The following is a 20008-nucleotide window of genomic DNA, read 5'->3' as shown; positions in this document are numbered from 1 at the left end:
AATGCTAGTAAGTAGACGAAAAGGAAATGCAGCAAATCATATTGTCAGGATCAACGGAAAACGAATCGATCTTAAAGCACTAGAGAGAGTCATGATGCTTCATTTTCCACTAGAGGAATGTGCTCTCATCCCGAAGAAAAATCAAGAGGGAGGCCTATCGCTTGTGCTATTTGCACAGGCGAAGGACCCTTCGCTGACAAGAGAGGATCTGATGAAAGGCCCGCTTCATCCTTATGAAGTGCCAGCCGCGCTCGTCTTATTACCTTCCTTGCCAAGGGCAGAAAGCGGAGCGGTCGATACAGAAGCGCTCCTTTCAATTGATGTACTAGATGAAGAGGAAGTAAGAAAGATAGAAGAACGCACCAAAGCAGTAGATGGAGTAGAGGAAGCGGCCGCTTTCATTGAGAGTCAGACAGAAAAACAAACACCCTATCATTTAGATGACTTATTTCCAGATAGACAGCGTACGAATGGAAATGAATCGTTTTCAAAAAATGAAGTCAGCCAAACAATAAAATCCTCCGCACAAGAAAAACCACCAGCTCTTGTTTATGGAGGTGATGTGATTAGAAAACCTGGTACACCAGTCACATTGACAGAGGTACTGATTCGAGCCGCCTTTATGTCACCAAATCGCGGAGTCACGTATCTCAAAGAAGGCGGTCAGACGGTGACCCAGACTTACCCGGAATTGCTCACAGGAGCGGAACGTGTCCTGTCTGGATTAAGGGCAGCCGGACTTTCAAACGGCGATCAAGTGTTGCTTCAATTGAAAGATCATCATGATTTTATCACGGTGTTCTGGGGCTGTATTCTCGGAGGAATTATTCCAACCCCAGTCTCTGTACCGCCTGTGTATGATGAAATGAATCAAGGGGTGAACAAGCTGAAGGGCGTGTTTCAGCTGCAAAATGAGCCATTCATTATTACAAACGAAGCGAGTGCTGAGGACATTGCAGGACTGCATGAAACATTTGAATCAAAAGCGATTCCGATTTTAACAATCGAAACATTACTCGCCTGTAATCCAGATGAACAGCATTATGAGCCAGAGCCGGATGAGCCTGTGCTTCAGTTGCTGTCCTCAGGAAGTACGGGTGTACCAAAGTGTATCCGGCACAACCATCAAAGCATTTTATCTAGAATCATCTCCTTTGAGCAGGCAAACGGCTTCACGCATGAGGATGTATCATTGAACTGGATGCCGCTTGATCACGTTGGGGGCATTGTCATGTTTCATGTACATGATGTCTACCTCGGCTGTCAGCAAATAAGTCCATCCATTGATCAATTTATCGAACGGCCGATGGTGTGGCTGGATTGGATAGAAAGATACGGTGTCACCAGGACGTGGGCGCCAAACTTTGCCTTTGCCATGATGAATGAATATGAAGACGACATTCGCAAGGGTAGATGGGATCTTTCCACCTTGACTTATATCATGAATGCAGCTGAAGCGGTTGTTCCAAAAGTAACACAGCGATTCATGCACATCATGGGTCAGCACGGATTAAGCCGTCATGCGATGGTGCCTGCTTACGGCATGTCAGAAACATCCTCAGCCATTGTTCAGTCAAAAGAATTCATGCGTCAAGATGATCAGGATGGACAGCTGACCATTGATCAGACCTCATTAACAAGTGAGATTCAATATGTGGCGCATGATCATCCGCACAAGATGACCTTTACAGAGGTAGGCGTACCGATTCCGTCTGTATGGATTCGAATTGTAGATGAGCATCACCACGTGCTGCCAGAAGATCAGGTGGGACGATTGCAGGTGAAAAGCCCAACGATTATGATGGGCTACTATCAAAATGAGGAAGCCAATCAAGAAGTATTTGCAGAAAACGGCTGGTTTCACACAGGAGATCTAGGGTTTATTCATGAAGGGCGCCTTGTTCTCACAGGCCGTGAAAAAGACATCATCGTCATCAACGGAGCGAACTATTTGAATTATGAAATTGAAGCCGTTGTGGAAGAAGTCGAAGGGGTGGAAGTCACCTTTGCCGCTGCGTATGGCATTTACAACCCAGAATCAAGCAATGATACACTCGCCGTCTTTTTTGTCTCGCAAAAGGAATCAATAGAGGAACAACTGACAATGATTCAGCAGATTAGAGAGGCGGTCATTCGGAAAATAGGGATCGAACCTGACCACATCATTCCGGTGAAAAAAGACCAGTTTCCGAAAACAGAAAGCGGAAAAATTCAACGTGCCCAGTTAGGTGCGGCACTAAAAGATGGAATGTTTCATGATATTGAACGTGCACTTGATCTGGCTTCGGAAAATGAACAAACCCTCCCAGATTGGTTCTTTAAGCGTATTTGGGTAAAAGAGAATATCGGTCCATCTCAGCCGGTGTCAACTGATTATGTACTCGTATTTGAGGATGAAAAAGGGCTTTATCAATCGCTTTATGCACAATTTGAACAAATGAACCTGCCTTATGTTTCTGTGAAAAAGGGTCATGAATTTTTACGCCTGTCAAAAGGGATGTATCAGATGAATCCTCGAATCAAGGGGGATTACGTCAGGCTTGTGGCGGCGCTTGAAGCAGATGAATTAAAGATCGACCGAATTCTTCATTTGTGGAATGTATCAGACAAGCAGATGATTGCCAGCCCTGCGCAGTTCAAAGAACTGAATGCGAGCACCAGTCAATCCATTTTGTATTTGTATCAATCGCTGAGACAAGAAAATAAAGAGCCGATGCGTCTCGCTGTTGTGACAAACGGTGGTCAATTTGTGAAGGCGCAAGATGAGCTTCATGTGGAGAAAACATCTCTTGTCGGTTTATTAAAAACCATCCCGCAAGAATGGGAAGGAGCAGAAGTGTCTCATATTGATATTGAAGCGGAGAATGTGGAACAGGATGCCAAGCACATTGTGGACGAACTCAGTGCGGTTCATATGAAAGCAGAAGTGTCCTATCGACAGGGGCAGCGCCTCGTACCAAAACTGGAAAAAGTCAATATGTTGGAGGCACCTCAAACAGAAGGATTTTTAGAATATGAAGGCCTGTACTTGCTGACTGGCGGACTTGGTGGCATTGGGTTTGAACTGTCTAAGCAAATGCTCCAATTTGGCTTAAAGCTCGTGTTAATTGGACGGACATCACTTGAAGTGGATAAGGAAAAAGAGGAGGCGTTCTCACAGCTTGAAAGAATGGGAGACGTCATCTATGTACAAGCGGATGTGACCGATTTATCTGACGTCGAGCAGGTAATTTATGAAGCAGAAAAGCATTTCGGACAATCAATCCGGGGAGTCCTTCATTTAGCCGGGGCCGGCAATGTGTCTGAGCATTTTCAGCATGTGGACAAGTATACACTGGCTCATACAACGGAAGAAGATTTCACAAAAGAACTTTCAGGTAAAGCAGACGGTGCTTGGGTGCTGCAGGAAGCCTTCAAGCATGACCCGACAGTACCGCTTGTCTTTTTTGGATCAGTGAATGGCTTTTTTGGCGGCACTACATTTGGGGCATATTCTGCGGCGAACAGCTTTTTAGATGGACTCGCGCATGTCCTTACCCATCATGAAGGAAGAAGAGCGATCTCTTTGAACTTCAGCATGTGGGATAACCTTGGTTTGTCAAAAGGGCATACTGGAGCAGCGCTAACCGTTCGCAAGGGCTTTCAATTGATTGGAAAGAAACAAGGTCTCCATTCATTATGTCTAGGTACTCGTCTAAAAGAAGCGCATCTATTTATCGGCCTGGACGGGGCAAATCAAGAAATCGCTGGACATCTTAAGCCGGCTCCGATCCCGCGTTTTGAAAAGAAGCTTTACTATACGGTTCAACCAGGCAAAGAAGTGCATGTGGGCAAGATCGCAGGCATCATAGAGGGGAAATGGGACATCAAGCAAGTGCCGGATATACCGAAAAAACAAGATGGCTCTATTGATCATCAAGCCCTCAAACAGCTCCATCACAAAAACGCACAGCCGCTTGAAAAGCAATTGCCAGAAACGAAGACAGAGCAGGTGCTTGCGGCAATATGGGAGGATATTTTAGAAGTAGATCGTGTGTACAAAGAGGATCAATTTTTTGACCTTGGCGGACATTCATTAAAGGCGACTCAAACGATTTCCCGCATCAATCATGAGTGTTCAATCAAGGCACCGCTAAAAATTTTATTCGAAAGCAAGAATCTGGCACACTTGGCGCAAATGGTGGATGACATTCAAGGAGCACCAGCCATTCAGGAAGCTGGCATTCCTAAGCTAGAAAAGCAAACAAGCTATGAGTTGTCACATGCCCAGCAGCGGATTTGGTTCTTATCCACATTAGAAAAGAGCCATCATTACAATATTTTAGGTGCTTGGAAGCTGACAGGCCGATTACACATTCAAGCTTTAACGAAAGCCATTGGACTTTTGACCAAACGACATGAGGCATTGCGTGCAACATTTCAAACGCTTGGCGGCAAGCCGGTTCAACTCATTCGAGAAGACCTGCCGCCATCAGTAACAGTGGCGAATTTTTCATTATTTAATGAAAAAACAAGAGTGAGAAGATTAGACCAGCTCATTCATCAAGAAGCAAATCGTATCTATGATCTAGAAAGAGGTCCGCTTGCACATTGGACGATTGTGGATATGGGCAAAGAAGAATATTATCTGCTTTGCGCGCAGCATCATATCATTTCAGATGCATGGTCGCTCAGCCTGCTCATTCAAGAATTAGAAGTGGTGTATGACGCTTTGCTTTTAGAAAAAAAACCTCAGCTTCCGTCGCTTGAGATTGAATGGACAGATTATGTCCATTGGGAAAATGAGCAATTAAAGAACCATCAGGACGACCAGAACTATTGGCTTGATACCTTACAAGGAGAGCTTCCGGTGTTAGAGCTCCCATTTGACCGCCCTCGTCCGCCGGTTCAAACATTCAGCGGGGCTACAGAACAAATCGTGATAGATGAACCGCTTGTCCGGCGCTTACAGGCCTTGTCTAAGCAGCAGGGCACAACGCTGTTCATGACGATGCTGTCAGCGTATTATGTCCTGCTTCACAAGCTGTCTGGACAAACAGATGTCATTGTTGGATCGCCGATCGCTGGCCGTGATGTCGAACAATCAGAGCAGCTCGTTGGAATGTTTGTCAATACACTTGCGCTGAGACAGGATGTCTCAAAAGCGGGTACATTTGCTGATTTGCTGGCAAAGGTGAAAGAGATGACGTTAAAAGCCTTTGAACATCAGCATTATCCATTCGACAAGCTTGTGGATGACCTTTCGATTGATAGAGATTTAAGTCGCTCACCGATCTTCCAAGTCGCCATGGGATATGTAACCGACTCGTTAGATATTAACCTAAAAGGGCTGACATCTGAACAAGTGATGGTCCATCATACAGTATCTAAATTTGATCTCACCCTGCATGTATTTGAGCAGGAAGACAAGCTGTCTATTCACGTAGAATATAATACGGATTTATTTGATCAAGAAACCATCCATCGTTTTATGAAGTATTATCTAAATCTGTTAGATGGCATGACGGCTCAGCCTGAACGGACATTTGTTGATTTTTGCCTAATGGACAAAGCAGAACAGGATGCCATGATCATTGGAAAAAATCAAACCGATACATCTTATCCAAAGCGTACGCTTCAAGAATTGTTTGAAGAACAAGTGCAGCGTGATCCGCATCGCATTGCTTTATCCTATATGGAAGAACACATGACGTATCAAGTTTTAGACGAGAAGGCGACACAGCTTGCTGCCTACTTGCAGTCAAAAGGCATTGGACCCGGTTCCCTTGTCCCGATGCTCTTTGATCGTTCCTTTGACATGATGGTCTCGGTGTTAGGGATCGTCAAGTCGGGTGCAGCTTATGTTCCGATGTCACCCGAGTATCCAGATGCCCGTATCGGTCTGATCGTCCGAGATACACAAAGTGATCTCATCTTAACCCAGTCTCATCTGATCAATCGTTTAGAGGGTCTGACCGGTACAAAGATTGAAATGGACAAGCCGTTACCAGAAACAGGCGCAGTGTATCAAAGGAATCAATCGATTGTCGGAGAAGACCAGCTTGCCTATGTCAACTACACTTCAGGGTCAACAGGCACACCTAAAGGCGTGATGCTTCCTCATGCAGGAGTTGTCCGCTTGGTGAAAGAAACAAATTATATTGAAATAGGTTCAGACGATAAAATGCTTCAGCTGTCTAACTATGCATTTGATGCCTTTACCTTTGAATTATGGGGAATGCTGCTAAATGGCGGTCAACTGATTCTGATTCCAAAATATGCCGCACTAAATATGGACGAATTAACTCGGTTAATCAAAACACATCAAGTCACATCCAACTGTCTGCCAACCGCGTTATTCAATCGATTGATTGAGCATGACCCTAAAAGTGTCGCTGGCTACCGCACACTGCTCGTTGGCGGAGAAGCCATGTCTAGTGAGCATGCACGAAAGGCATTGCCGCATATGAAAGGTGTGCTGATCAATGCTTACGGCCCAACAGAAAACACGACGTTAGCAACCACTCATCAAGTCACACACGTACCGGAGGATGCAAGATCAGTACCAATTGGTGTACCAGTCGCAAACTCAACAGTCGTCATACTAGATGAATACCTCAATCCAGTACCAATAGGCGTTAAAGGAGAAATCTATATTGGTGGAACTGGACTGGCGAAAGGGTATCTCCATGACCCAGAGCGGACGCAAGAAAGGTTTATTGACAATCCATTCCCGCAATTAAAAGGGGACAAGCTCTATCGTTCCGGTGATCTAGGGAAATGGCGGTCTGATGGCAGTATTGAATACCTTGGCCGAAAAGACAACTTGGTCAAAATTAGAGGCTACCGAATTGAATGTGGAGAAATTGAGACAGCCCTGCTCAAGCATCCGCAAGTAAAAGAATGTACCGTTATCGCCAAAACGTATGGCAGCTCAAAACGGCTGGCAGCCTACCTTGTCACAGACGGGGAAAATCCGGTTCCCGGCTGGAAAGCCTTTTTACAGGAAAGCCTGCCAGGCTATATGATCCCAAGCTACTTTATCGTACTTGACGCAATCCCCGTCACAACGAATGGGAAGGTCGATCAAAAAGCACTGCCAGAGCCAACAGAAACGCTTTCTTCCTCACATGAGGACGATCAGCCGGCAACGGAAACAGAACAACTCATTGTGGCAGCTTTCAGGGAAGTGCTTGGTGTCAAACGAGTAGGAATTCATGATTCATTCTTTGATTTAGGCGGAGATTCGATTATGAGTATCCAAGCCGTTGCCAAATTAAAAGAAAAGGGTGTCCGTGTGGATCCGAAATGGATTTTCATGCACCCAGAGCCAGCACAGTTAGCGGCATATTTGGACACAGTGCCAGAAACAGGCGAGCCTGTCGAAAGAGCGCCGAAAGACTATGTGATCGAGTTGAAAAAAGGGGATCCGGCTGAACCGAGAATTTTCTTTGCACCGCCTGCTGGTGGAACGGTGATGGGGTATATCGATGTGGCCAAGCTCATGACACATGAAGGAGCTGTTTATGCCTTGCAGTCTCCGGGCTTGTATGAGGATGAAGAACCACAATTCCTTCATTATACAGAGCTTGTCACCATTTTTATTGAAGCCATTGAGACATTCTATCGACCAGGCATTGATTATCTGGCAGGGCATTCAATGGGCGGACATCTTGCTTACGGAATGAATCAGAGACTCTGTCATGCAGGAAAAGCGCCAAAAGGATTGATCATTTTAGATACGGTTCCGGTATTAAGAGATGAGGCAGATGAGGCGCTTCATGCCGATATGAACGAAGAAGAAGTGAAAATGCTCGCCCTCGTCCTAGGTATGGGGAACCTCGTCGGCATCAAACCAGAAGCATTACAAGGGCTCAGTTTCCAAGAAGTGAAGCAGAAAATCCTCAAAGAAGCAGAAAAGGATGAAGTCGTTCATCAATTTATGAATGATCACTATTTAGATAAATACTTGCAAATGCAAACGCATAATACCATCATGTCACAAGCCATTGAATTAGAAAAAGAACCATTCTCTGTGCCGTTTTATATTGTACAGAGCAGTGACCACGCCACAGATTTTCAGAAGAAGTTTGCCGACTGGGAGGCTTATACGAAAGGGACGTGCACGTATTATCACATCAAAGGCGACCATGTCACCATGATGAAAAGACCTCAGGCAGATCATCTTGCACAGATTCTTGAAACGATTGTAAAGGGGTAAGGACGTATGAATCCATTATTTAAAACCTTTGAAAAAAAATCAGATCTCATTCAGCTTATTTGTTTTCCTTTTGCAGGCGGATATTCCGCCTCTTACCGTCCGCTCTTTGAACAGCTAAAGGGTACGGCCGAAGTGACAGCAGCAGAGCCTCCGGGTCATGGAACCAACCTCATGCCGCTAGAAACCAGCATTGACCGGCTCGCTGAATTGTACAAAGAAGGACTGACCGACCAATTGAACCGTCCATTTATCTTGTTCGGACATTCAATGGGCGGACTAGTGGTGTATAGACTCACCCAGCTGCTAGAAAAGGAAGGCATCTATCCTGAAGCAGTTGTCATTTCTGCCATTCAGCCGCCGCAAACAAAAAGACAGATCCTGACCCATCTGTCCAATGAAGCATTTGTTCAGCATATTGCTGAAATGGGCGGGATTCCAAAGGAATTGTTGGATAACAAACCAATGATGGATTACTTTACACCGTCCTTACGTGCAGACTATCAAGCACTAGAAACCTTTCAGCATACGGACAAATCCATCATCGAATCACCCGTTTATTTATTCAACGGTAAGCAAGATAAGAAATGCATGGAAGATGCAAACGGCTGGTTAAAATGGGCCAACACCATCGAACGCACTGATTTTGATGGAGGCCACATGTATATCAACACACACCTCGAGCACTTCGCAGAGCATATGAAGCACGTCATTGAGCATACAACAAAGCATCAATTCATCAGACAATAAAAGAAAGCGGCCCTCGTTTGACGGGGCCGTTTTCTTTTATAAATTTCTCACCATATTCAAGCCTATGACCAACACAGTACCAATGAATCCTATCAATCGATGAGCACCCCAGCGGCGATTGTAATAAAAGCAGAAAGATTGTTAAAGATCCTGACCTTTGCCACTTTAGCATGAGAAAGAAGAGCAAATCACACGTTATGAAGGCGGGCCAGTATTTCCTTGCAAGTGAGTATCTCGACGCTCTCAGCTGCAGCGGGCTTTCTTGTACATACAGCCATTTGGTAGGCAGGGTCGAGCGAGTACGTTTGAACCACACAAGGAGCTTCATGATCAGGCAAGGTCAAAGAAGCCTGTCCATCCTCTGACAGACGGGCTGTAAAGGACGAAAGACCATAGGATAATCCCTTTCCAGTCAGCTTAATAAAGGCTTCCTTCATTGACCAAAGATGAAAGAAATAAGCTTCCTGGCGCTCTGCCGGCTGCGAGAGTAAATCCTGATATTCATCAGCTGAAAAAAACCGTTTGGCAATGGCTAAATCAATGGGCTTGATCTCTTCAATATCTATACCAACAGGCGCATCATCTACTGCACAAACCACCCAATCGCCAGAGTGAGAAAGATTAAAATGAAAAGAAGGAATGTGCCGGACAACTGGCTTGCCGTTTTCTTCCGTTTCAAAAGTGATCTGTTTCATAGGCAGATCGTACATTTCATGAATGATTTGACGAATCAGTACCTCACCTAACAGCGTTCTTCTTGCATCTATCAAAAAACGAAAGCGCTCAGCGGCCGCGCGTTTTTCAGATGACACAAAGGGTTTGAGCTGATCTATTTGTTTTCGTGCGTTGATTTCATCTAAATGTTGCAATTGGATAGCGAAAATCTTCATAACGGACCTCAATTTTTTACATTTATTGTACCATTGGAGGAACCTCTGCAAAAGAGAAACAGGCATCCTGTTCAATGAAAGCACAACAATTATGGACAGTATTCAGTATATGGAAGAGAGGCTCGATCAGCCTGTACTGATTGAAGAAATGGCGGAGGCCGTCTGTATGTCGACATGCCATGATCAGCGGCTGTTTCATTTGCTAACGGGAATTCCCTTACAGAATACATTCGAAAAAGACGGTTAACGCTTACAGCTAAAGAAATGTTTTTCAAGCAAATGGACCTGTCGAACACGCAGTTCATTCAACATGGACACGCATGTTCACTGAATGGTTTCCCGCCTCAGGATATGAACATGCTGGGGGAATGGAAACGTATCCCGTTGGTAGAGATATACTTTCTCAAGATCATGTGACGTTGATTTGGATCCCAATCGGCAAAGCAGCATATTCCGCTGCTTTTTTTATGTTTGTTTAAGGACGTGAACACCGTTCGGATCGATGGTATTCTTACAATTTGCATCCTTTATCATCACTTTCAGTAAGGAGAGGCGTTCTCCCTTTTCCCAGTGGATGGGCTGTATCAAACCGTCCAGCAGCTGATCCACGTTAGGTGTATGAGTCAAATCAGGCACTGCGATTGTCATCCCGCTAAGTGCTTCCTCTCCCGTTTCAATTACATCTGTCCGTCGCTGCAATTCAATTCTTAACCGAATCGGTGTTGAAAGAAATGTTCTTCGTTCCCCTGTTTGAATTCCCCAATGCTGCTTTTTCGCCTGTATTAGTAGCTGGTGATATTCATCGTCAGTCACAAGAAAGCCAATGTGATCAAAAATCACTTTTTTGCTATACCCAAATGTGACATTGATCTGTCCCTTTCTCATTTCAACGATACGAAAAACTGGGTTCTTTTCTCTAAAATCATCCCATGTCAGCGGAGGATGAAAGGAACCTTCCTTTGTGAAACGACTTTTTACGTCAAAGCCTAATGAAGTGTATGCCTTCTCCGTCTCTTCAACAAAGGGTGTCCAGTAATGATAGTGAAAAAGCTGCATCCTAGGATCAACTCCAATTGTAAGAATTATTTGTTTATTTAGTTTAGCACAAGAAAAGCCATTCTTTTAGAAGAATGACTTGTTCTTATCGGATAAGGGTTTGAACGGGTTTCTCTGCCGTTTTTGTAATGAGCAGCTGCAAGAGCCGTGTCGATTGCGGCAAGGAGAAACGGAGGACGAGTCCTGTAAAGATGGCGGTCAGAATCGTTCCAATACCGATCGGTCCGCCGAGCATCCATGCAAATACAAGCACGGTTAACTCAATTCCATTTCGAACCCACTGTACGTTCAACCCTGTTTTTGCGGAGATGAGCAGCATTAATGAATCTCTTGGCCCGGCGCCAAGATTGGCTGAGACATAAATACCAACGCCATATCCAGACACAACAACACCCGTCATAAACACATATAAAGCAGGTAAATACCCATGTGGTGCAGGTAATACCGCGTTAAAGAAATCAATAAACACACCAATCAGCACCATGTTCAGTAAAGCGCCGACCTTTGGCCATGATTTCGTAAAAACAGAGGTCAGTGTCACAATCAGTGCACCAATCAGAATGGACCATTGTCCAATGGTTAAACCAAAGTGCTGAAACAGCCCATAATGGAAAGCGTCCCAAGGACCAATCCCAAGAATCTTTCCTTTCACTGTCAGCGATAGTCCAAAAGCAAGTACGATCAATCCAACAAAATAAAAAAACCAACGTAAAAGATGTTCCCGCTTCAAAGCATTCCCTTCTTTCTTAAACACTCGATTTTCATCGTAACATACTCGCACGCCCCTTTAAATGGCATTGCTCAATTGTAATCGCTTACTCGAAAAAAAGAATTTATTCAATAAAAAGAGTGAAAAACATCAAAAATTGGAGCAAGACTTTTAGATTGTTTTTTTTAGCAAAGTGAACCAATTATTAACTTTTTTTATAATAATAAGAAAAAAATTCATTATAAATTGACAAAAAAACAACCTTTATCCAATTAAAGATTCATTCATATAAAATAGAAGAGGTTGTATGTAAATTGCGTTATTAGGCCTGTTTGAATGACTAGATAAACTATTTATCACACGATAAAAAAACGTTCATTGTTGGAAAAAACATAGATGAATCATATGTTGAGAGTTGTATATGACCAAAAGACTATTTTTGTCGAAAATAGTCTTTTAGTCATGTTGAGGGTTCTGAAATGTTACTGATATTCTTTACCAAAGTATAGGAGGTGAGCTGGTACATACCTTTACTCGATGAACCAAGAAAAAAGGGAGGTCAAAGAATGAATATATTAAAAAGAACGAGTCAATTATTTCTTATATTGGTGCTGATTGTTGGAAATCTATTAACGGTCTCACCACCTATCTCAAAGGCTGCAGGAACGGTTGTAGTGAACAACACAGATTCCTATATGATTGGAAGTAGCCCATTAATTCTTTATCAGCTCGATGGGAATAACCCAACTAACGTAAAGGCTAGTGTTCAAGTGAAAGGAATCAATTCGACTTTAGTGAACGGTGTTGCCGTCAATGATCAAGAGAACGTTGTGTATGCAACGACATCAGTAAGCGGAACTCCTGTTCTTTATAAAATAAATGCAACTTCTGGACAAGCACAAGAAGTAGGTGCTTTAGCTGGAGCAGCGTCTAATGCAGTTGTGCACAATGGAAAATATATACACTCTTATTCTTCAGGTGGAGAGTACTTCCTTGGAACATATGATCTAACAACTGGGCAAAAAACGTCTAAAAAAATTGTCGGCTATGACATCGGCTCTGGTGTTGGCGGGGACCTTGTTGTTGATAAAGACGGTTATCTTTGGTTCGCATCAAATGGGAGTGGAGCCATTGCACAAATGAATCCAGATACGGCTGAAGTCATTCGTGTGATTCCAATTAAAAGTGCGGATGGTAAAAGTATTGATGGAGGCGTTCGAGGAATCAGCTTTTTGCCAAATGGGCAAATGCTGTTGCAGTCAGGATTAAATGCATCTATTGGCCATTCTACTCTGTATACACTTGATGCAAAAACATTAAGCACGACTTATATGGGCACTGTTGGTGATTCATTATCTTATGACTTAGCTTCACGAGTAAAGCCAGAATTTGATCCATATCCTCCAAAGCTTGAATCAGAAAAATCTGTGGTCTTACAGAAAAAAGCAGAGGGTAACACAGATGAGAAGCACCCGGAAGTGGGAGATACATTACTCTATACAATTAAAGCAAGAAGTACTGTTCAATATGGTATTGTTAAAAACTTAGTCATATCAGATAACCTTCCGAGCAGCTTAACCTATGTTCCAGGTAGCCTTAAGGTAGATGACGTAAGCGTGACAGATGCAAAAGACCAAGACAAAGGTGACTATACAAACGGCACCGTGACGGGTCAAATAGGCGATGTGAAAAATACCGCTTGGCATACAGTCACATTTGAAGCGAAAGTAGGAACAGGTCAAGCGGGTAAAGACATTCAAAATACGGCCAATGTCAAAGGGGAAAACACACCGCCAGATAAACCAACAACAAACATAGAAATTTATCCTCGTGATCCCAAGCTTGAATCAGAAAAATCAGCAGTCTTACAGAAAAAAGCAGAAGGTAATACAGATGAGAAGCACCCTGAGGTAGGGGATACGTTACTGTATACCATTCAAGCACGTAACGCTGTTGAAGACAGTGTGATTGAAGACCTCGTGATTTCTGATCAGCTGCCTCAAGGATTAGCATATGTACCAAATTCACTTCAACTAGATGGGAACCCAGTAACCGATGCAGTAGATGACGATAATGGCGATATGACAGATGGAATCATTACTGGAAAGTTCGGTGAGGTGAAAGATGCGAAATGGCATCGTGTGACGTTTGAAGTAACGGTTGAAAAAGGCCAAGCAGGCAAAGACATTCAAAATACGGCCAACGTTACAAGCGGTAACACACCACCAGACAAACCGACAACGAATATAGAAATCTATCCACGTGACCCAAAACTAGCTTCAGAAAAAACAGCGGTCTTGCAGAAAAAAGCAGATGGCAACACAGATGAGAAGCATCCAGAAGTGGGGGATACCCTTCTTTATACGATTCAAACAAAGAACACGATAGAAGATAGCCTTGTTGAAAACTTAGTGATCTCAGATGAACTGCCAGAAGGATTATCGTATGTGCCGGATTCACTTCAAGTGGATGGAGAGGCAGTCACAGACGCAAAAGATGACGACAATGGAGACTTCACAGACGGAACCATTTCAGCTCAATTTGGTGACATAAAAGATACAGATTGGCATACCGTGACGTTTGAAGTGACGGTTGAAAAAGGTCAATCGGGCAAAGACATTCAAAATACAGCCAGCGTCACAGGCGGCAACACACCACCAGATGAGCCGACAACGAATACAGAAATCTATCCTCGTGACCCAAAGCTTGAATCTGAAAAGTCAGCGGTCTTGCAGAAAAAAGCAGAGGGCAATACAGATGAGAAGCATCCAGAAGTAGGAGATACCCTTCTCTATACAATTCAAACAAAGAACACGATAGAAGACAGTCTCATTGAAAATCTAGTAATCTCAGATCAATTACCAAAAGGGCTAAAGTACGTCACTGGATCACTTCAAATCGACGGGAATGCAGTCACAGATGAGAAAGACAATGATAACGGTGACTATACAGATGGAACGGTCACAGGTTATTTCGGTGATATCAAGGATACAGACTGGCATACCGTGACGTTTGAAGTGACAGTTGAAAAGGGACAAGCTGGTCAAAACATTCAAAATACTGCCGAAGTAACTGGTGAAAACACGCCGCCAGATGAACCAACCACGAAGACAGAAATTTATCCTCGTGATCCAAAACTAGAGTCTGAAAAAACGTCCGTTATTCAGAAAAAAGCAGAAGGCAACACAGATGAAAAGCAACCACAGGTAGGAGATACCCTTCTTTATACGATTAAAACAAAGAATCTTGAAGAAGATAGCTTCATTGAAAATCTAGTGATTTCAGATGAACTTCCAGAAGGACTTGCGTATGTTTCAGGCTCTCTCAAAGTAGACGGACAAGCGGTGACAGATGCAAAGGATGACGACAACGGAGACTACACAAAAGGTACGGTGACAGGACAATTTGGTCAGATCAAAGATACTGATTGGCATACAGTAACGTTTGAAGCGAAAATTACCAAAGGCCAAGCAGGTAAAACCATTCAAAACACTGCCAAAGTCACAGGCGATAATACCCCGCCAGACGAACCGACAACAGAAACGAAAATTGATCCAAGAGATCCAAAGCTTGAATCAGAAAAAACATCTGAGATCTCTCAAAAAGCAGAAGGCAATAAAGATGAAAAACAAGTACAAGTAGGCGACACCCTTCTTTACACGATCAAAACAAAAAACAGTGTAGAAGACAGTGTCATCAAAGATTTAGTCATTTCAGATGAACTTCCAGAAGGACTTGCATATGTCAAAGGTTCATTAAAAGTAGATGGACAAGCATTGACAGATGCAAAGGATGACGACAACGGAGACTACACAAAAGGTACGGTGACCGGTCAATTTGGTGATATCAAAGACACAGACTGGCATACGGTTACTTTTGAAGCGAAGGTTGCTAAAGGCCAATCAGGTAAAAGCATTCAAAACACAGCGAAAGTAATAGGCGAAAACACGCCACCAGATGAGCCGACAACGGAAACAAAAATTGATCCAAGAGATCCAAAACTTGAATCAGAAAAAACATCCGAGATTTATCAAAAAGCAGAAGGCAACACAGATAAAAAACAAGTGCAAGTAGGCGACACCCTTCTTTACACCATTAAAACAAAAAACAGTGTAGAGGATAGTGTCATCAAAGATCTAGTGATCTCAGATCAGCTGCCAGAAGGTCTTGCATATGTCACAGGTTCACTCAAAGTAGATGGACAAACAGTGAGCGATGCTAAAGATGATGACAAAGGAGACTATACAAAAGGTAAGGTGACGGGACAATTTGGCGATATTAAAGATACCGATTGGCATACTGTGACGTTCGAGGCAAAGGTTGTCAAAGGTGCTGAAGGTCAGACAATCACGAATATCGCAGATGTGAAGGGCGAGAATGTAGACGAACCAGATCAACCAGAAAACACGACAACAGTTGAACCTCCTCATGAACCAGAGGTGCCGACTGTACCAGATCAGCCATCTGAGCCTCACACTGAAACACCCGGTCATCCACTGCCGAATACTGCAACCGTCATGTACAATCTTCTGCTTGCAGGATTTGCTCTAGTTCTCATTGGTGCATCTCTAATGGTGTGGAATAGAAGAAAAAGAAACGGATAATCCGCCATGTTTCAAAAAATCATTTCTACTGTATTGATCACAGCGGGCTTTTGTTTGTTGATTGGCGGGTATATAGGTATGATAGGTGGACAGAGGGAAATAGAGACATCGTTTCAGTCTGCTCAAGCAGTCGTTCAGCATCAGGTGCAAAAGGATTCATCTTTTGCGCCGCAGGCTGGTGAAACCATTGGGCTTTTGCACATTCCAAAACTAAAGGCTGAGCTGCCGATCGTTGAAGGAACAGCAGCAGATGATTTGGCAAAAGGTGTTGGACATTATCAGAAGAGCTATTTCCCTAATGAGCAAGGACAAATTGTGTTATCTGGACATCGTGATACCGTATTTAGACGAACAGGAGAGCTTGTGAAGGGGGATCAGCTTGTCATTGAGCTTTCATACGGTCGATTTGTTTATGAAATAGAGAAAACAAAAGTTGTTAAAAAAGACGATACAAGTATTGTGACACTGCAGCATGAAAAAGAAGAACTTGTCCTCACGACATGTTATCCTTTTTCTTTTATTGGGCCTGCACCAAACAGATATATTATATATGGAAAGCGTGTGTAGTCACTGATCCAGCCTGCGGCGGCTCCTTCATTTTCATGCCATCGAGCAGATCGCCCGATAAGGAGGTGATCGTCCATATAGTATCTATAGATGCAGGAGGGGGTCAATTTGATAAATGAAGACTATGTAAGGCATATAGATAAATTCGGGAGAGTTGTCCTTCCGACAGATGTTAGAAAACGATTAAAAATTCGACCGCAAGACTTTATAGAAATCTATCAAGAAGAAGGTCGCATTGTGATAAAACCTTATTGGCAGGATAAGCCTTGTATCGTCACAGGGCAAGTCACCTGTTCCAATAAGGCGCTGTCAGGCGGAGTAGTTGTCAGCCCAGAGGGAGCGAGACTGCTCCTTCAAGACTTATTGGCGCTTCGCCTGCAAAAAGAGATATAAAAAAAGGCTGTTCTCATCAATTGAGAACAGCCTTTTTCATCATACTGGATTCAAAATCCGGTTTAAAAATTGCTTTGTTCGTTCTTCCTTTGGCCGTTTGAAGATTTCTTCAGGAGGACCTTGTTCAACGATGACGCCGCCATCAATAAAAATAACTTCGTCCGCCACTTCTTGGGCAAACTTGATTTCATGTGTGACCACCGCCATCGTCCAGCCTTCTTTGGCCAGATCCTTCATGACCTTTAAGACCTCACCGACAAGCTCAGGATCAAGTGCAGAGGTTGGTTCATCAAAAAGCATAAGCTCTGGCTGAATGGCAAGTGCACGGGCAATGCCGACACGCTGCTTTTGACCGCCTGACAGCTGGAAGGGATACAAATCTTTTTTATCCTCAAGTCCTACCTTTTGCAGGAGCTGAATCGCTTCTTTTCGCACCGCTTCTTTCGGACGGCGCTGGACTTGGACTGGACCTTCCATCACATTCTCAAGAACAGTGCGATGTGGAAACAGATGATAATCTTGAAACACCATGCCTGACTTCCGGCGAAGTTTCAGCAAATCAGCTGGTTTATTTTTTTTCGAAAAATCAATCGAGAAATCATCGAAGGTAAAGGAGCCGCCATTTGGTATTTCAAGTGCATTTAAACAGCGAAGCATCGTTGTTTTTCCTGAACCTGATGGACCAAGGATGGCCACAACCTGCCCTTTGTTGATCGTAAAATCTATTGACTTTAAAATCTCATTTTCACCAAAGGATTTGTTTAAGCCTTTGACTGTTAGCATGTCGTTCCCTCCTTACCTTGCGACATATCGATCGAGTCGTTTTTCAATGCGGTGCTGCACGAGTGATAGAATGAAGCAGAATACCCAATAGATCAGGGCGGCTTCCATATAAATAAATAAGATTTGATCCAAGTTTGCCGCAGCAATTTCCTGTGATTTACGGAACATCTCTGCCACGAGGATTTGGGAGGCAAGGGATGTGTCCTTCACTAAGCTAATAAATGAATTAGACAGCGGCGGAATGGATACACGCACTGCCTGCGGTAAAATCACACGGACGAGCGTTTTGCGATGGGTCATCCCGATCGAATAACCCGCTTCCCATTGCCCTTTTGGAACAGAAAGGACGGATGCCCGGATGATTTCCGACGCATACGCACCTACGTTTAAAGAAAAAGCGATAATGGCACTTGGATATGGATCAAGTGTGATATTAAAGGTCGGAAAGAAATAGAAAATAATAAACAATTGCACAAAAAGCGGCGTTCCACGAACAGCCGACACATAAATGGAAAAAATCCATCTGAGCGCTTTGATTTTAGACATTCTAGCAAGAGCTGTTACAAGTGCGATAAAAAGACCAATGATAAAGGCAATGATGGCTAAGGGAATTGTATAATAAATTCCCTGCATCACCATTGGCCAAAAAGATTGCTGAAGAAGATCCCAAGGAATGACGACTCCTAGGGTATTACTTTGTAACATCTTCACCAAACCATTTCTTAGAAATCTTAGCAAGTGTACCGTCTTTCTTCATTTCTTTTAGTGCGCCATTCACTTTGTCAACGACTTCGCCGCTGCCTTTTCTGAAGGCAAAATAAGTTTCTTGAGGATCTCCTGTTTCAAATGCAACTTTTAGGTTTTTGTTCCCGCTTGTTTTCAAGTAATTCAAGACAGCCAGCTTGTCATTGAATGTCAGATCAGCACGTCCTTGCTGAATCAATTGAATGGATTGTGCAAGACCTTCGACGCCTTCAATCTTCGCACCAGCATCTGTTGCAAGTTTATTGTAGTTACTTGTTAATGATTGTGCTGCTTTTTTGCCTTTCACATCAGAAAGTTTCTTGATGTCGTTGTTATCCGATTTTGTCACAACAATGGCTTGAGACGTTGTGTATTTATCAGAGAAATCATATTGATTTTCACGTCCAGTTTTACCAACTTGGTTTGCTATCACGTCAAAACGTTTAGAATTCAGACCAGCAAACATGCTGTCCCATTGAGTTTCTTTGAATTCTGGTTTTAAATCAAGGCGTTTAGCTACTTCTGTGATAACCTCAACATCATAGCCAGTTAATTTATCTGTCTTTTTGTCATGGAATGTGAAAGGAGCATAAGTACCTTCTGTCCCTATTGTTAAGACGCCTTTATCCTTTATAGATTTCCAAAGGTCACCTGATTCCTTAGACTCAGATTGTTTATTAGCGTTGTCATTTGCAGCTGATCCACATGCTGTGATCAATGCAACACAAGCGCCTAAAATAATGGCAAACAACATCTTTTTCATTTTATTCCCCACTTTTCTTGTTGGTATTTACAACATATGATCTTACAGAGAAGCAACCTAAAAGTAAAGCATTTGAAACTAGCTTGAGCGAATCTCACCAACTTTATGCCTGCTGTTACAGCCTTCTAGTAAGAAATAGGCCAACTAATGCCGCTATCCATATACCCGAATTAAAAGAGAGATCAAACTAAAATCGAGCAAATAGCGAAATGATCGTCAAGATATTTGAAAAATGTAATCATTTTTTGAACCATTTCAGAGTCAAATATGCTATGATAAAAATGTAAAAATAAAGTATTTTATTGTATTTTTTTACATTCGATTCGAATTTGATGTAGGCAGCAATACTCGTATACCTTCAGAAATATGGTCTGAGAGTCTCTACCTAATTCCCGTAAAGAATTAGACTACGAGAAGATTGCTACTTAATCTTACTTATAGGAAAAATGACAGGAACTATAACATTTTATATTGTTAGATTCCTCTAACTAAAAGCCTCTGTGAATCGTTTCAATCATACATTCTTTAAGACCAAGATCAGGTAGAACTTCT

At 43.0% G+C, this 20008-nt stretch carries 13 protein-coding genes and 1 riboswitch; of the genes, 7 read left to right on the top strand and 6 right to left on the bottom strand.

What is annotated here, in order from left to right:
* The first annotated feature begins 1 nt into the window (after position 1).
* Positions 2-8200, top strand: coding sequence for a non-ribosomal peptide synthetase (locus BA1_RS08195; protein ID WP_008357656.1), 8199 nt, complete (start codon positions 2-4; stop codon positions 8198-8200).
* A 6-nt stretch (positions 8201-8206) separates the two neighbouring features.
* Positions 8207-8947: a thioesterase II family protein gene (locus tag BA1_RS08190; protein WP_008357654.1), complete on the top strand. Its 741-nt coding sequence runs from the start codon at positions 8207-8209 to the stop codon at positions 8945-8947.
* A gap of 188 nt (positions 8948-9135) precedes the next feature.
* On the opposite strand, the gene BA1_RS08185 is transcribed toward BA1_RS08190, so the two are convergent.
* Positions 9136-9837 (bottom strand): 4'-phosphopantetheinyl transferase family protein, encoded by a 702-nt coding sequence (locus BA1_RS08185; RefSeq protein WP_008357652.1) that lies wholly within the window; start codon positions 9835-9837, stop codon positions 9136-9138.
* Between the two features lie 91 nt (positions 9838-9928).
* Between BA1_RS08185 and BA1_RS19465 the strand changes: the two genes are divergently transcribed.
* Both BA1_RS19465 and BA1_RS19460 read left to right on the top strand, forming a co-directional pair.
* Positions 9929-10084 (top strand): hypothetical protein, encoded by a 156-nt coding sequence (locus BA1_RS19465; protein ID WP_237739202.1) that lies wholly within the window; start codon positions 9929-9931, stop codon positions 10082-10084.
* A 73-nt stretch (positions 10085-10157) separates the two neighbouring features.
* On the top strand, positions 10158-10316 hold the full coding sequence (locus BA1_RS19460) for a GyrI-like domain-containing protein (RefSeq protein WP_237739201.1): 159 nt from the start codon (positions 10158-10160) through the stop codon (positions 10314-10316).
* On the opposite strand, the gene BA1_RS08180 is transcribed toward BA1_RS19460, so the two are convergent.
* Both BA1_RS08180 and BA1_RS08175 read right to left on the bottom strand, forming a co-directional pair.
* Positions 10303-10893 carry a hypothetical protein gene (locus BA1_RS08180; RefSeq protein ID WP_008357650.1) on the bottom strand — a complete coding sequence of 197 codons (591 nt, stop codon included), beginning with the start codon at positions 10891-10893 and terminating at the stop codon, positions 10303-10305. The two genes, BA1_RS19460 and BA1_RS08180, sit on opposite strands and share 14 nt — an antisense overlap.
* Before the next feature lie 85 nt (positions 10894-10978).
* On the bottom strand, positions 10979-11623 hold the full coding sequence (locus BA1_RS08175) for a YczE/YyaS/YitT family protein (protein WP_008357646.1): 645 nt from the start codon (positions 11621-11623) through the stop codon (positions 10979-10981).
* Between the two features lie 545 nt (positions 11624-12168).
* Between BA1_RS08175 and BA1_RS08170 the strand changes: the two genes are divergently transcribed.
* The 3 genes from BA1_RS08170 (at position 12169) to BA1_RS08160 (ending at position 17166) form a co-directional block, all read left to right on the top strand.
* Positions 12169-16206 (top strand): isopeptide-forming domain-containing fimbrial protein, encoded by a 4038-nt coding sequence (locus BA1_RS08170; protein ID WP_008357644.1) that lies wholly within the window; start codon positions 12169-12171, stop codon positions 16204-16206.
* A gap of 6 nt (positions 16207-16212) precedes the next feature.
* On the top strand, positions 16213-16773 hold the full coding sequence (locus BA1_RS08165; protein ID WP_008357642.1) for a class D sortase: 561 nt from the start codon (positions 16213-16215) through the stop codon (positions 16771-16773).
* Between the two features lie 108 nt (positions 16774-16881).
* Entirely contained in the window at positions 16882-17166 is a 285-nt protein-coding gene (locus BA1_RS08160; RefSeq protein ID WP_008357640.1) for an AbrB/MazE/SpoVT family DNA-binding domain-containing protein, read from the top strand.
* A 39-nt stretch (positions 17167-17205) separates the two neighbouring features.
* On the opposite strand, the gene BA1_RS08155 is transcribed toward BA1_RS08160, so the two are convergent.
* Genes BA1_RS08155 through tcyA form a run of 3 tightly spaced genes read right to left on the bottom strand, consistent with a single transcriptional unit; the run spans position 17206 to position 19456 of the window.
* Positions 17206-17949 (bottom strand): amino acid ABC transporter ATP-binding protein, encoded by a 744-nt coding sequence (locus BA1_RS08155; protein WP_008357638.1) that lies wholly within the window; start codon positions 17947-17949, stop codon positions 17206-17208.
* Between the two features lie 12 nt (positions 17950-17961).
* On the bottom strand, positions 17962-18654 hold the full coding sequence (locus tag BA1_RS08150) for an amino acid ABC transporter permease (RefSeq protein WP_008357636.1): 693 nt from the start codon (positions 18652-18654) through the stop codon (positions 17962-17964).
* The gene (gene tcyA / locus BA1_RS08145) at positions 18641-19456 is read right to left on the bottom strand and encodes a cystine ABC transporter substrate-binding lipoprotein TcyA (protein ID WP_008357634.1); all 816 of its coding nucleotides are present in this window, start codon (positions 19454-19456) and stop codon (positions 18641-18643) included. The genes BA1_RS08150 and tcyA overlap by 14 nt, the downstream gene beginning before the upstream one ends.
* Positions 19457-19784: 328 nt before the next feature.
* A riboswitch (purine riboswitch) is annotated at positions 19785-19886 on the top strand.
* The last annotated feature ends 122 nt before the right edge of the window (positions 19887-20008 follow it).

Origin of the sequence: Bacillus xiamenensis (genome assembly GCF_000300535.1) — a bacterium.
GTDB lineage: Bacteria > Bacillota > Bacilli > Bacillales > Bacillaceae > Bacillus > Bacillus xiamenensis.
Note: the sequence above shows the minus strand (reverse complement) of the source record. Positions and strands in the feature narration are given on the sequence as shown.